The organism is Psychroserpens sp. AS72 (genome assembly GCF_038900375.1).
Classification (GTDB): Bacteria; Bacteroidota; Bacteroidia; order Flavobacteriales; family Flavobacteriaceae; genus Psychroserpens.
On the sequence record NZ_JBBMRC010000011.1, the window covers coordinates 89512 to 104097 of the forward strand.

A 14586-nucleotide genomic window follows, 5' to 3' on the forward strand; every position below is an offset into this window, starting at 1 on the left:
TTATGATTAACAAAAAAGAATATCTGAAATCAAGTGAAAGACTATTATTATTTGCTCTTTTAAGCGTAACAATTTTATTGCAAAGTTGCGGAAACAAAGAAGCGAAAACTGAAAGCGTAGCAGAATCACAAAAAACAGACATAACTACCAAAACTCAAAAATCTGTAGGTAGTATTATGGAACCTAATGCAGGAGAACATTTATGGGTTTTTCCTAAAAATAAAGACACATTAGGGTCTGGTGGTAAACTTCAAATATTTATGGATGCAAATACTCATCCTCACGCATCTGCAAGTTTTGCGAAATATGAATTAGGAGTTGGTGGAGCATTGCCAGAACATAAACATAATATAACTGAAGAAATTGCCTACTTTTTATCAGGAGAAGGAATCGTTATAACCTATGAGAATGAGAAACGTATTGAAACTCCAGTAAAAGAAGGTTATGTATGGTATACTGCTCCTGGAGAATACCATTCATTTAAAAATACAGGGAACGAACCTTTAAAATTAATTTTCGCAATCATCCCAAATGATAAAGATGGCTTACTCTCTTTCTTTAAAAAAGTTGGAGCAGAACCTGGAAAAGATGCTACAGTTTTTAGCCCAGAAGAATTTGGAAAAATAGCGACTGAACACGACTTAATTCTTAAACCTGCAAAAGTCGATTAAGGAATAAAACCAGTTTGTCACAACGTATATGATTTACGAAATGACTATTTGAAGGAGATGTATTTTAAAAATCAAAACTGAGACAATTAGATAGTGTTAACTTTATGCTGAGAATAATAAACAGCAATACACGCAATTGATAAAATTCATTAAGAATTTGATGAGATAGACATCACACTTTTAATTACCTTGAAACCTAAAATTGTGTTTTTAAGATTTGAAAAGAAAGTTTAAAATTTATAGCATCACTTAGTAGATGAAAATCAGTAGTTTATCTTCAATAACGTTATATGTAGTATAAAACAAGACTTTAATCTAATTTATTCAGCTCGTTATTTATTTTATTTTACTTTTCAGAAGCTATTAAATCAATCACAATGAAAAGTTTACGATTTTATATTCTGTCATTGGTAGGATTTACAACATTTTTGGTTTCTTGTGCATCAGATGATGACAATTACGTTTCAATACCTTCACAGAGTATTTTAGAAAGTAGGATTATTGAGCTTTACGGTTCTAAAGATATTTTAATTCAACCATTAGCAACAGATTTTAACCTCATTCCAAACGACCCTAATAACCCAATAACTTCTGCAAAAGTAGAACTAGGTAAAATGCTTTTTCATGAAACAGGAATCGCTATGAATCCAAATATGGAAGAAAGCATGTACATGTATTCATGTGCAAGTTGTCATCATGCTGAAGCTGGTTTTCAAAGTGGAATTTTGCAAGGTATTGGAGAAGGCGGAAATGGTTTTGGATTACATGGTGAAGGTCGGTTTAAAAATGCGATGTACTTAGAATCTGATATAGATGTTCAACCCATTAGAACACCAAGTGCATTAAATGTAGCCTACCAAGATGTAATGCTTTGGAATGGTCAATTTGGTGGTACAGGAACAAATCAAGGTACCGAAACAAATTGGACAGTTGGTACTCCAAAAGAGGTTAATAACTTAGGTTTTGAAGGTGTAGAAACTCAAGCTATTGCTGGTTTAGACGTACATAGATTGGTCATGGATCAGGATTTTATTCTTAATTCTCCCTACAAAGATATGTTTGATGAAGCATTCCCAAATAGTGATGTCTCAAGTCGTTATTCTAAGTTAAATGCAGGTTTGGCAATCGCAGCTTATGAGCGTACATTATTACCAAACCAAGCACCATTTCAGCAATGGTTAAATGGTAACGAAAATGCTATGAATGAACAAGAAACAGAAGGAGCCCTTTTGTTTTTTGATGATGCTCAATGTTTTTCATGTCATTCTGGTCCAGCATTAAACGGTATGGATTTTTATGCTTTAGGTATGAAAGATTTAGAAGGAGATAATATATTAACAGTAATAGACGATGCTACTAAACGAGGTAGAGGTGGTTTTACAAATAATCCCGAGGATGATTATAAGTTTAAAACACCTCAATTATACAATCTAAAGGATGTGACATTCTTTGGTCATGGAGGGAGTTTTCAATCTATTGAAGATATCATTCGCTATAAAAATAATGCTGAAATAGAAAACCAAAACGTTCCGTCTAGTCAAATTTCACCTCTCTTTATCTCTCTTAATTTAACAAATGATGAGATTGATGCTATTACTGCATTTCTAGAAAATGCACTTTATGATAATAACTTGCAACGTTATGTTCCAGAAGAATTGCCAACAGGTTATTGTTTTCCTAATGCAGATCCTATGTCATCTCAAGATATGGGGTGTGATTAATGAAATAAATTTTACTTGCTGAAAAAGGCTTCAAATAAACTTTATAAGTTTTAAATTTGAAGGTGAACAAATCGAAACATTCCCAATTTATAAAATCCGAAGCCAAACGTCTCGGGTTTTTGTCTTGCGGAATCAGTAAAGCTGGTTTTTTAGAAGAAGAAGCACCTCGACTAGAAAAATGGTTAAAGAATAATGCACATGGCAAAATGCGTTATATGGAAAACCATTTTGACAAACGTCTCGACCCAACAAAACTGGTTGAAGGTTCAAAAAGTGTGGTGTCATTACTCTTAAATTATTTTCCTTCGGAAATTCAAAACCCTGAAAGTTATCAACTCTCTAAATATGCTTACGGGACCGATTATCACTTCGTCATCAAAGACAAATTGAAAGCGTTATTACATTCTATTCAAGAAGAAATTGGAGATGTTCACGGACGAGCATTTGTAGATTCTGCACCAGTGTTAGATAAAGCTTGGGCAGCAAAATCAGGTTTGGGATGGATTGGAAAACACAGTAATCTATTAACCCAACAAATTGGTTCATTCTATTTTATTGCAGAATTGATTATTGATTTAGAGTTAGAATACGACCATGCTACCACAGATCATTGCGGTAACTGTACAGCTTGCATTGATGCATGTCCTACAGAAGCCATCACAGAGCCTTATGTTGTAGATGGCAGTAAATGTATTTCATATTTTACCATAGAACTTAAAGAGAATATTCCTTCCGAAGTCAAAGGAAAATTTAACGATTGGATGTTTGGTTGCGATATCTGTCAAGACGTGTGTCCATGGAATCGCTTTTCAAAAGCACATAGCGAACCACTATTTAATCCGCATCCCGAATTATTAGATATGACCAAAAAAGATTGGGAAGAGATTACTAAAGATACCTTTAATAAAGTGTTTCAGAAATCTGCAGTAAAGCGAACCAAATTTGAAGGTTTACAACGTAATATTAAATTTTTAGAATAAAAGTCACGATGAGAAAATATGTACTAATCATAATGTTTGTCTTATTGAGTTGTGCGTCTAAAAAGAATAATGAAATATATGTAGAAATTATTCCTGATCAATTATTATCAAATGAAAATAGGTTTGATTTAGATAATAAAGTCTATCCAGTTAATAGAGAAGTTTTATATCGTTGCACCATTGAGAAAGATCAAAAAATTTTAGAAATAGAATTAAGATACATCAAAATGACAATTCAGGGAACAACAAAACCGTTCTCTAATTTTCATCCAGATTATAGTCAGACAGTCATTCAGTTTAAGTATTTAGATAAAGACTTCAAAGTAATAACTTCAGAACGTACAGGGTTAATAGAAAATGATAAAAATATTTGGATGCATCCACCAAGAAGTGATGATGTTGGGATTTTACAATTATCAGCTTTCCCATACATTAAATTAGATGCTACTAAAAGATGGCAATGGAAATTGGATGCTGCATTTCAAAATTATCAAGATGTTCATCTAACACATAATTATAAAAAAGGAAAATCTATAAATTATCAAAATGATTTGGGTAATATAGTCTGTACTCCTATATATGCAACTTCTAAAAGTTATTTAGGTACAACCACATCTAATTTTCTGTTTAATGAGACTTATGGTTTTATACAGCTTAAATTCATGACTATTGAGAATACAACTATTACGCTAGATTTAATTCTGAATGAAGATTAAATTTTAAAGCGTTAACATTTCCGAAGAAAAATCAAATTTCAGTTTTAGAGGATTCACGAACAATCAATTTTGTTTCTAATTCAACAGTTTTAAAGGTGATAGGTTCTTTCTTTTTTCGCTTTTTAATTTCTTTATACAGTAATTTAAACGCTGTTTTTCCCATCAAAAAACCAGGTTGATCTATTGTAGAAAGTGTTGGTGATATCACAGAAGACATAAACCAATTACTAAAACCTATTATTGCTATATCCTCTGGAACTTTAATGCCTCGTTTATTAAATGCGGTAATAGCACCTATGGCAACTAAATCTGTATTAATAAAAATACCATCTACATCTGTATGGTCTTTTAAAAGTTGATTAGCGTAAAAAGTGCCTTCATCAAAACTCATATCATTTAAAATATAAACTAATGATGGATCATAAGGAATGTTATTATCTGTTAATGCTTTTTTATAACCTAAAAAACGATCAATAGAATTTTGCGGTAGTAATGGTCCTCTAAAATGAGCAATTCGTTTACACCCAATATCAATTAAATGTTGGGTTGCGATATAAGCTGCTTTTCTATCATTAATGATCACTTTCGAGCAATTGACAATTTTAGCGATTTTATCAAACATGACTAAAGGAACCTCTTGAATCATTAAGTTTTCAAGATGTTTAAAATCTGCAGTACCATTAGCGAGTGATATCAAAATGCCGTCAACCCTTTGACTAATTAAAAGATCTAGTTGTTTTTTTTCTAATTCGTAAGACTCATTTGATTGTAGAATAATCACGAGGTATCCTTTAGTTTCAGCTTGACTAATAATACCTTTAATAACACTAGAGAAAAAATGATGAACAACTTCTGGTATGATTAAACCAATAGTTTTGGACTCACTCCTACGTAAATTCACTGCAAAAGCATTGGGTTTATAATTTAGAGTTTTTGCAAGTTCTTTAACTAATCGCTTTGTTTTTTTGCTCACATCTGGATAATCTTTTAGAGCTTTTGAAACTGTGGTAATGGATATACCCAATGTTTCGGCAATCTGTTTAAGAGTTACTGGCTTCATATTTGAAAATGTTTAGCTTAAAAATACGTAATTATTATAAATCGAAAACGTTTTCGGTAAAATCGAAAACGTTTTCGATTAATTATTTGACATTTTTAGATGATAATAAATATAGATTTGACAGTAATTAACCGAAATAATTATCAAATTATTAAAATAAACTAAAAATGATCACAACAAAAAAATGTTACAGTTTATTAATTCTATTCCTAATGTCGGTGTCGGCTTTAGTGGCACAATCAACAATATCAGGTAATGTATCAGATAATGCTGGTGTACCTTTAGGTGGAGTTAATGTTATTCTTAATGGTACAACTCAAGGAGCAGTTTCAGATTTTGATGGAAATTATACAATTTCCAATGTTGAAAACGGAACCTATACATTAAATGCTACATATTTAGGATTTTCAAAATTTAATAAAAGTGTTTCTGTCGATGGATCAGATATTATTGTTGATATTATAATGAGTGAAGATGCAGAATCTTTAGACCAAGTGATTATAACAGGTGTTACTAATCCGAAATCTAGAATAGAATCTAGTGTGTCTGTAACAACTATGCGTCCTGAAGTAATTCAACAGTCTGCACCAAGGACTACAGCTGAAATTTTTAGAACAATTCCTGGTATTCGATCTGAGTCCTCTGGTGGTGAAGGAAACTCAAATATAGCAGTTCGTGGTGTGCCAGTTTCTTCTGGTGGATCTAAATATGTACAATTGCAAGAAGATGGATTACCTGTTTTATTATTTGGTGATATGTCATTTGCAACTGCAGATATTTTTACAAGATATGATGCTAATATTGGAAGAATAGAAGCAATTAGAGGTGGATCTGCTTCTACATTGTCTTCAAACTCTCCTGGTGCAATTATTAACTTAATTAGCAAAACGGGAAAAGTTGAAGGTGGTTCACTCGCTACATCTTTTGGATTAGATTACGGTAATTTTAGAACAGATTTTGATTATGGAGCTCCTATAACAAATGGACTTTATTTTCATATGGGTGGATTTTATAGAGTAGGTGAAGGTATTAGAGATGCTGGATATACTGCAAACAATGGTGGACAGTTTAAATTCAACTTAACTAAAGAATTTGATAAAGGTTATGTTAGACTTTATGCTAAATATTTAAATGACAAAGCGATTGCATATTTACCAAACCCAATTAAAGTTACAGGAACAAATGCAGATCCTACATTTGAAGATATTCCTAATTTTGACGCAAATAGTCAAACACTACATACACCTTATTTAGATCAAAATGTTGGTCTAGGAGCTAATGGAGAGTTAAGACGATCAAATGTAAGTGATGGTATGAATCCAATTTCTACATCATTTGGAATTCAAGCATCTTTTGATTTAGGAGATGATTTCAAAATCACAAATAATGGTAGATTCTCATCTAATAAAGGTGGATTTAATTCTCCTTTTCCAGCAAGTGTTTCAACAGCAAGTGATTTTTTAGCTGGTGATTTTGCAACAGATAATGGGTATGATTCATTAGTATATGCAAATGGAGATGGTGCAGTGAGTGGTACGTCTTTATTAACACCAGTTGTTTTGTTTGATACACAATTAAACAACTTTAATAATTTTATGAATGATATACGTTTAACCAAAAGCTTTGATAACTTAGATGTTACTGTTGGTTACTTTAAAGGCATACAAAATGTTTCTATGTCATGGTTATGGAACTCATATTTACTAGAGGCTTCAGGTGAAGATGCAAGATTGATTGATGCGCTAGATGCTGGTGGAAATCCACTTTCTGTAAATGGTCTAGTAGGTTATGGTGCAGCATTTTTTGGTAACTGTTGCCAACGTAGCTATGATACCAGATACAATACTTCTGCTCCATATTTAGCTTTAGCTTTTGAGGCTTCAGATAAATTAAATTTTGATGCGAGTATTCGGTATGATAAAGGTCAAGTAGATGGTTCTTTTTCTGGACCAGTAACGTCTGAATTTGATATTAATAATGATGGTGAGATTTCTTTACCAGAGCAAACAGTACAATCTATAGATTTAGCAAACCCAACTATAGTTAATTATGATTATGATTATGTGTCATTCTCTTTAGGTGCTAACTATTTAATTAAAGATAACGAAGCAATATTTGCACGTTACAGTAGAGGTGGATCAGCAAAAGCAGATCGTATTTTATTTGCAGGTTTGGATTACACGAATAGTGATGGAATAAATGCATTAGATTTTATTAATCAAGCTGAAATAGGATACAAAAGAGGATTTGAAAAAGGAGCACTATATGCAACATTATTTTTTGCTAAAACAATCGAAGAAGGTGGTTTTGAAGCCACTTCAAATAGTATAATTGAAAATGATTATAAATCTGTTGGTATAGAAGTTGAAGGTTCTTATAGATTTAACGATGATTTTGATGTACGTGGTGGATTAACATTCACAGATGCTGAAATTGATTCAGGTGATAATGCAGGAAATACGCCAAGAAGACAACCAGATTTCATTTATAATTTTATTCCAGCGTATAACTTTGGAAAAACAAACCAGAACTCATTTGGTTTTAGTTTCATTGGACAGAGTAAAGCATTTGCTCAAGATTCTAACGAGTTAGTATTACCAGGATTTGTAATTGTAAATAGTTTTATAAACTTCGGAATTACTGATAATTTAAATGCAAACCTTTCAGCAAACAACCTGTTTGATTCTTTAGGAATTACAGAATCTGAAGAGGGTAGTATTACTGAAGGTCAAACAAATTATTTAAGAGTTAGGCCAGTTCCAGGAAGATCAATCTCTCTTGGACTTAAATATAGTTTTTAATAAATTTTAAGTGTTAACTAAATTTATTGAGTTTTTTAAATTGATTTGAGTTGAAAGAGTCAATGTTTTTCATAGCATTGACTCTTTTTTTACTAAAACGAAGTACATTTAAGTACTATATATTAATCTAGAATAAAGGTGCTATGTTAAAAAAACCAAAATTAACTTTCTGGCAAATCCTTAACATGAATGTTGGATTCTTTGGTATTCAATATAGTTTTGGTTTGCAACAAAGTGCAGTAACACCAATTTATGATTTTTTAGGCGCTAGTCCAGATCAAATTCCGTTGTTACACCTTGCTGGTCCTGTAACAGGTTTATTAGTACAGCCTCTTGTTGGAGCATTAAGTGATAAAACTTGGAGTCCTAAATTTGGAAGAAGAAAACCATTTTTTTTAATAGGTGCAATTCTATGTAGTTTAACTTTATTAGCATTTCCTTTTAGTAGTTCATTATGGATGGCTGCTGGTTTATTATGGATTCTAGATGCAGGAAACAATACTGCAATGGAGCCTTATAGAGCACTTATTGCAGATAAGTTAGATGATGAGCAACAACCACTAGGTTTTCAAATGCAAAGTTTCTTTACAGGGTTAGGTCAAGTATTAGCTAATTTATCATTATTTATTTTTCCTTTAATTTTTATAGGAACCACAGGTGCTTTGCCAACATGGGTTTACGCCTCTTTTTTCTTAGGAGCAGCTTGTTCAATTGGAACAATACTATGGAGTATTAGTAAAACAAAAGAAATCCCTCCAACAGCAGAAGAATTAGCAAAACTTAGGAGTGAGAAAAGAAGTGTTATTGGACCTTTAATAGAAATTTTATCAGCTATAAAAGACATGCCAAAAGTAATGTGGCAATTGGCATTAGTGTATTTGTTTCAATGGTATGCATTGTTTTGTTATTGGCAAAATTCTTCTAAAAGCGTTGCGCTTTCTGTTTGGAATGCAACACCAGATAATAAAGAAGCTTATAGTGAAGCTGTAAGTTGGACTGGTTTAGTAAACGGTTGGTATAATGTAGTCACATTTTTAGTAGCCTTTGCATTGGTTGGTTTTGCAAAAAAATATAGTGCCAAAAAAGTACATGCTTTTTGTTTAGTAATAGCTGCACTTGGATTTTTAGCATTTCCGCATATAGAAAATAAAAACCTACTATTTTTCGCCATAACCGGTTTTGGTATTGGTTGGGCAAGTATGATGGGAATTCCATATTTAATGGTTGTAGCAGATATTCCTAAAGAACGCTATGGTGTTTATATGGGAATTATAAATATGATGATTGTCATTCCTATGATTTTTCAAACCTTAACTTTTGGATATATTCTGAAAAACTTCTTAAATAATGATCCTCGTCAAGCCATAACATTTGCAGGTGTATTGCTACTTATAGCTACTGTTTGCACATTGCTTATAAAAACTAAGAAAGTGGATAGAACCGTAAACTTAGATTTTTAGAAATAAATTAAATCCAATATTATTTTAACAATTTTTAATTAACAAAAAGAGTAGTAGCTATGATTAATCAAATTCCTGACGTTTATGGAAAGAAATTTGTAAATGGTATTCAACATCCTCATTTATATATATGGGATGCTTGGTCTTATGTCGAAGACGATACTATTCATTTATATAGTTTAGCAGTTTCACGTTTAAAACCAGATGGAACAGAATTGCATCCCAACGATCGTAATGATTTTCCTTTTCATATAAGACATTTTACTTCTGTGGATAATGGTGTTAGTTGGAAAGATCAAGGATGTTTTTTAAATATAAAGGACACTTCAAAACATAATTTTAAGACTATTTGGAGTGGTAGTGTTAAACTTATGCCTAATGGCAAAAAATTAGTAGCTTATACTGGTCTTGAAAATATAGATTCAAATCATTGTTTTCTTCAAAGTATTGCTTTAGGAATTTCCGAAGATGGCTATACTGTAAACCATATAGATGATGAAGTTTTATCCTCACCTTTGCGAGATTGGAAAAGTATAACAGAAAGAGGATATTATATTGATGTTGTAGATCATTTAGGGAGCAACAATGGTGAAGAAGATGGTCCAATCTTATCTTGGCGTGACCCATTTGTTTTTTACGATAAAAATGAGAAACTAAACTTATTTTGGGCTGCAAAAACACACCCAAGAACTGGAGCTATGGCAAGAGTCACTTTAAAACCTAAAGGTGAATTTTTTGAAATTGAAGAACTTCATCCTCCAGTTACTGTTCCAGATATAGGTGAATTTACGCAGATTGAAGTTCCAAAAATAGTATATGATGATGTGCAAGATAAATACTATCTGGTTATCGCAAGCTGTAATCGTTTATATGAAAATCAACCAGATTCTGAAATTAATAAAGCAGTAAGGGTTTACGCATCAAAATGTATTGATGGTCCATGGGAATCTCTAGGTGATAAAATTCTTAGTAAAGAGTGTCTATTCGGTGTTACTATCTTAAAAACAGATTTTAAAAATAACCGTTTACTTTGTATTGCACCTTATACTGAAGCTGCAAGTAATAATTTAATGCTCACGTTTGCTCCAACATTTTATATTTATTTAGATGAACTTAGAGTTGAGTTTTTAAATCAAAAATAAACTAGTTTTTTAACCGATTCAAATATTTTGAATGCATGAAAGAATTGACAATAGCCTGTTTTGGCGAAGTGCTTTGGGACATATTCCCTACTCATAAAAAAATTGGAGGAGCACCTTTAAATGTTGCCATAAGATTAAAATCTTTAAACAATAATGTTTCTATTATTAGTAGGGTTGGAAAAGATGATTTAGGATCTTCTCTATTAGAATTTATAGATGAAAAAGGTGTGAATATTAATAACGTTCAAGCTGATCCAAAATTGAAAACAGGAGAAGTAAAAGTGATGCTTGACGATAAAGGTTCAGCTTCTTATGAAATTAGCTTTCCAAGAGCTTGGGATCAAATAGAAATTACAGATTCAGATAAAGAATTAGTAAAAAAATCAGATGCATTTATTTTTGGTAGCTTAATAGGAAGACATAACACTTCTAAAAACACTTTAAGTAGTTTACTTGAAATGGCAAACTATAAAATATTTGACGTTAACTTAAGAGCACCATATTATTCTATTGAACTTTTAGTGGAATTTATGAATCAGGCTAATTTTATTAAATTCAATGATGATGAATTACAGGAAATAAGTATTTGTTTAGGATCTCAACATAGGTCTATAGAGCAAAATATTAAGTTTATAGCAAATAAAACAAATACTGCACATATTTGCGTAACAAGAGGTAAAGATGGAGCTGTTTTATTCTACAATGAGAATTTATACTATAATGAAGGGTATTCGGTTAATGTCATTGATACAGTAGGAGCTGGAGATTCTTTTTTAGCTACGTTGATAAATGGCTTGTTGAAAAATAAACATCCACAAAATGCTATTGATATTGCTTGTGCTGTTGGAGCAATCGTAACACAACATGAAGGTGCAAATCCGAAGATTACTACTAAAGATGTCCAGAGTTTTTTAGACTCTAAATCTTAAGGTTCATTTCCGAAGAAAACTAAATAATTCTCAGTTTAAGTTACTCCTAAAAGAGTTACATTTGTAATTCGGTTTGTCGCCAACGATAATTACAAATTGATTAATTCACATAGCAAATATGAGCAAGCAAAGTAAACGCAGAGAAGCTTTAGTATATCACGCAAAACCAACTCCAGGAAAAATACAAGTTGTTCCTACCAAAAAATATGCTACACAAAGAGATTTGTCTTTAGCGTATTCACCAGGAGTTGCAGAACCTTGTTTAGAGATTGAAAAAGATATAAAGAACGTTTATAAATATACAGCAAAAGGAAATCTTGTTGCTGTAATATCGAACGGAACAGCTGTTTTAGGTCTAGGTAATATTGGTCCAGAAGCATCTAAACCAGTAATGGAAGGTAAAGGCTTACTTTTTAAAATATTCGCAGATATAGATGTGTTTGATATTGAGGTTGGTACTGAAAATATTGAAGAATTTATTCAAACCGTAAAGATGATTGCACCAACGTTTGGTGGTATTAATCTTGAAGATATTAAAGCTCCTGAGGCTTTTGAAATAGAACGTCGACTAAAAGAGGAATTAGATATTCCTGTGATGCATGATGATCAACATGGTACTGCTATTATTTCTGCAGCTGCATTATTAAATGCTTTAGAAATTGCCGGAAAGAAAATAGATGAGGTAAAGATTGTGATTAGTGGAGCAGGTGCTGCTGCAATTTCTTGTTCTCGATTATATCAAGCCTGTGGAGCAAAACGAGAGAACATGGTCATGTGTGATAGTAAAGGTGTGATTAGAGATGATCGTGATGATTTGACTACTGAAAAAGCTGAATTTGCAACGCATAGAAAAATTGACACATTACTCGAAGCTATGAAAAATGCCGATGTCTTTATTGGCTTATCAAAGGCAGATATTGTGACTTCAGATATGCTTTTAGCTATGGCTAAAAATCCTATTGTTTTTGCTATGGCAAATCCTGATCCAGAAATCCCATATGATATTGCAATTGCAACACGTAAGGATATTATTATGGCTACAGGACGAAGTGACCATCCTAATCAAGTAAATAATGTGCTTGGGTTTCCGTTTATTTTTAGAGGTGCTCTTGATGTACGCTCTACAAAAATAAATGAAGCTATGAAAATGGCAGCTGTACATGCGTTAGCAAATTTAGCTAAAGAACCAGTGCCAGAACAAGTCAATATCGCTTATGGCGAAACACGTTTGACCTTTGGACGTGATTATATTATACCAAAACCTTTTGACCCAAGATTAATTGCAGAAGTTCCTCCAGCAGTAGCAAAAGCAGCAATGGAAAGTGGTGTGGCAACAGAACCAATTCTGGATTGGGAAAAATATAAAAATGAGCTTTTAGAACGATTAGGATCTGATAATAAAATTGTGAGATTGCTTATAAATAGAGCAAAAATGAACCCAAAACGAGTGGTTTTTGCAGAAGCAGATCAGTTGGATGTTTTGAAAGCGGCTCAAATTGTTCATGATGAAGGGATTGCGATACCAATATTATTAGGGAGACGTCAAACAATCCTTAAATTAATGGAAGAGATTGAATTTGATGCAGATATACAAATTATTGATCCTAAATCTGACGAAGAAGAAGCACGAAAAAATCAATATGCAAAAGTATATTGGGATCAACGAAAACGCAAAGGTGTAACGCTTTATTCTGCAGAAAAGATAATGAGAGAGCGTAACTATTATGCTGCAATGATGGTAAATATAGGTGATGCAGATGCTTTGGTTTCTGGATATTCTAGAAGTTATCCATTAGTATTAAAACCAATGTTAGAGCTTATTGGTTTGGCTACAGGTTCTACAAGGGCAGCAACTACTAATGTTATGATGACTCAACGTGGACCAATGTTTTTAAGTGATACGTCTATTAATATTAATCCATCAGCAGAAGATTTAACGAGAATTGCTCAAATGACTGCAGGTGTTGTTAAAATGTTTGGTATGGAGCCTGTTATGGCAATGATTTCGTATTCAAATTTTGGATCTTCTAAAAATCAAACAGCAGTAAAGGTTAGAGAAGCTGTTGAGTATCTACATAAAAGACATCCAGATTTACTTGTTGATGGTGAATTGCAAACCGATTTTGCGCTCAATCGAGATTTGCTAGAAGAGACTTTCCCATTCTCAAAACTAGCAGGAAATAAGGTGAATACTCTAATTTTTCCTAATTTAGAATCGGCTAATATCACCTACAAATTATTAAAGGAACTCAATAAAGCAGACTCAATTGGACCTATTATGATGGGTATGAAAAAACCTGTTCATATCTTACAATTACATGCTAGTGTAGATGAAATTGTAAATATGACTGCCATTGCAGTAATTGATGCGCAACAAAAAGCGAAGTTAACTAGTAATTAAGCAGAGCGTAATACCAAACTAATCGCCTTTGTAATGCAAATAATTTTATTACATTTGAGTTTTCAATTTTAATTGTGAAATAGTTAACGCTATCTCATGATTTGGATCAAACCCAATTGAGTAATGATAACGCATATTCAAGGTAAATTAGTAGAGAAGAACCCAACAGATGTTGTCATAGACTGCAATGGTGTTGGATATCTTTTAAATATATCATTGCATACATTTTCTCAAATCCCTGATCAAGAGGCTCTCAAATTATTTACACATTTAATTGTTAGAGAGGATTCTCATACACTTTTTGGTTTCTCATCTGTTTCAGAACGTGAAATTTTTAAATTATTATTGTCTGTAAGCGGAATTGGAGCAAATACGGCAAGAATGATGTTGTCATCTTTATCACCACAACAAGTTAAAGAAGGTATTGCACATGGTGATGTTGCACTAATCCAGTCTATTAAGGGTATTGGAGCCAAAACAGCAGCACGAGTCATATTAGATTTAAAAGATAAAGTACTTAAAGTGTACGATATTGACGAAGTTTCTGTTAATAAAAACAATACGAATAAAGATGAAGCGTTATCTGCTTTAGAAGTTTTAGGATTTGCTAAAAAACAAGCAGAACGTGTTTTGGATAAAATTGTATCAAAACAACCAGATGCAACAGTAGAAAACATTATTAAAGAAGCGTTAAAAAATTTATAG

At 32.3% G+C, this 14586-nt stretch carries 11 protein-coding genes; 10 read left to right on the forward strand and 1 reads right to left on the reverse strand.

What is annotated here, in order from left to right:
• Positions 1-2 precede the first annotated feature (2 nt).
• The 4 genes from WNY78_RS16285 to WNY78_RS16300 all read left to right on the forward strand — a co-directional run bounded on the left by WNY78_RS16285 (position 3) and on the right by WNY78_RS16300 (position 4088).
• Positions 3-671 (forward strand): cupin domain-containing protein, encoded by a 669-nt coding sequence (locus WNY78_RS16285; protein ID WP_342874281.1) that lies wholly within the window; start codon positions 3-5, stop codon positions 669-671.
• A gap of 377 nt (positions 672-1048) precedes the next feature.
• Positions 1049-2392 carry a cytochrome c peroxidase gene (locus tag WNY78_RS16290; RefSeq protein WP_342874282.1) on the forward strand — a complete coding sequence of 448 codons (1344 nt, stop codon included), beginning with the start codon at positions 1049-1051 and terminating at the stop codon, positions 2390-2392.
• 56 nt (positions 2393-2448) lie between these two features.
• Positions 2449-3372 carry a tRNA epoxyqueuosine(34) reductase QueG gene (gene queG / locus WNY78_RS16295; RefSeq protein WP_342874283.1) on the forward strand — a complete coding sequence of 308 codons (924 nt, stop codon included), beginning with the start codon at positions 2449-2451 and terminating at the stop codon, positions 3370-3372.
• Between the two features lie 8 nt (positions 3373-3380).
• Complete coding sequence (locus WNY78_RS16300; protein ID WP_342874284.1) at positions 3381-4088, forward strand: hypothetical protein; 708 nt, start codon at positions 3381-3383, stop codon at positions 4086-4088.
• 31 nt (positions 4089-4119) lie between these two features.
• Here the strand turns inward: WNY78_RS16300 and WNY78_RS16305 are convergent, their stop codons facing one another.
• On the reverse strand, positions 4120-5148 hold the full coding sequence (locus WNY78_RS16305; protein ID WP_342874285.1) for a LacI family DNA-binding transcriptional regulator: 1029 nt from the start codon (positions 5146-5148) through the stop codon (positions 4120-4122).
• Between the two features lie 167 nt (positions 5149-5315).
• Between WNY78_RS16305 and WNY78_RS16310 the strand changes: the two genes are divergently transcribed.
• The 6 genes from WNY78_RS16310 (at position 5316) to ruvA (ending at position 14586) form a co-directional block, all read left to right on the forward strand.
• Positions 5316-7949: a TonB-dependent receptor gene (locus WNY78_RS16310; RefSeq protein ID WP_342874286.1), complete on the forward strand. Its 2634-nt coding sequence runs from the start codon at positions 5316-5318 to the stop codon at positions 7947-7949.
• Between the two features lie 143 nt (positions 7950-8092).
• The gene (locus WNY78_RS16315) at positions 8093-9409 is read left to right on the forward strand and encodes an MFS transporter (RefSeq protein WP_342874287.1); all 1317 of its coding nucleotides are present in this window, start codon (positions 8093-8095) and stop codon (positions 9407-9409) included.
• Between the two features lie 59 nt (positions 9410-9468).
• Positions 9469-10551 carry a hypothetical protein gene (locus WNY78_RS16320; protein ID WP_342874288.1) on the forward strand — a complete coding sequence of 361 codons (1083 nt, stop codon included), beginning with the start codon at positions 9469-9471 and terminating at the stop codon, positions 10549-10551.
• A 35-nt stretch (positions 10552-10586) separates the two neighbouring features.
• Entirely contained in the window at positions 10587-11480 is an 894-nt protein-coding gene (locus tag WNY78_RS16325) for a carbohydrate kinase (protein WP_342874289.1), read from the forward strand.
• A 118-nt stretch (positions 11481-11598) separates the two neighbouring features.
• Positions 11599-13881: an NADP-dependent malic enzyme gene (locus tag WNY78_RS16330; protein ID WP_342874290.1), complete on the forward strand. Its 2283-nt coding sequence runs from the start codon at positions 11599-11601 to the stop codon at positions 13879-13881.
• Between the two features lie 123 nt (positions 13882-14004).
• Positions 14005-14586, forward strand: coding sequence for a Holliday junction branch migration protein RuvA (gene ruvA / locus WNY78_RS16335; RefSeq protein WP_342874291.1), 582 nt, complete (start codon positions 14005-14007; stop codon positions 14584-14586).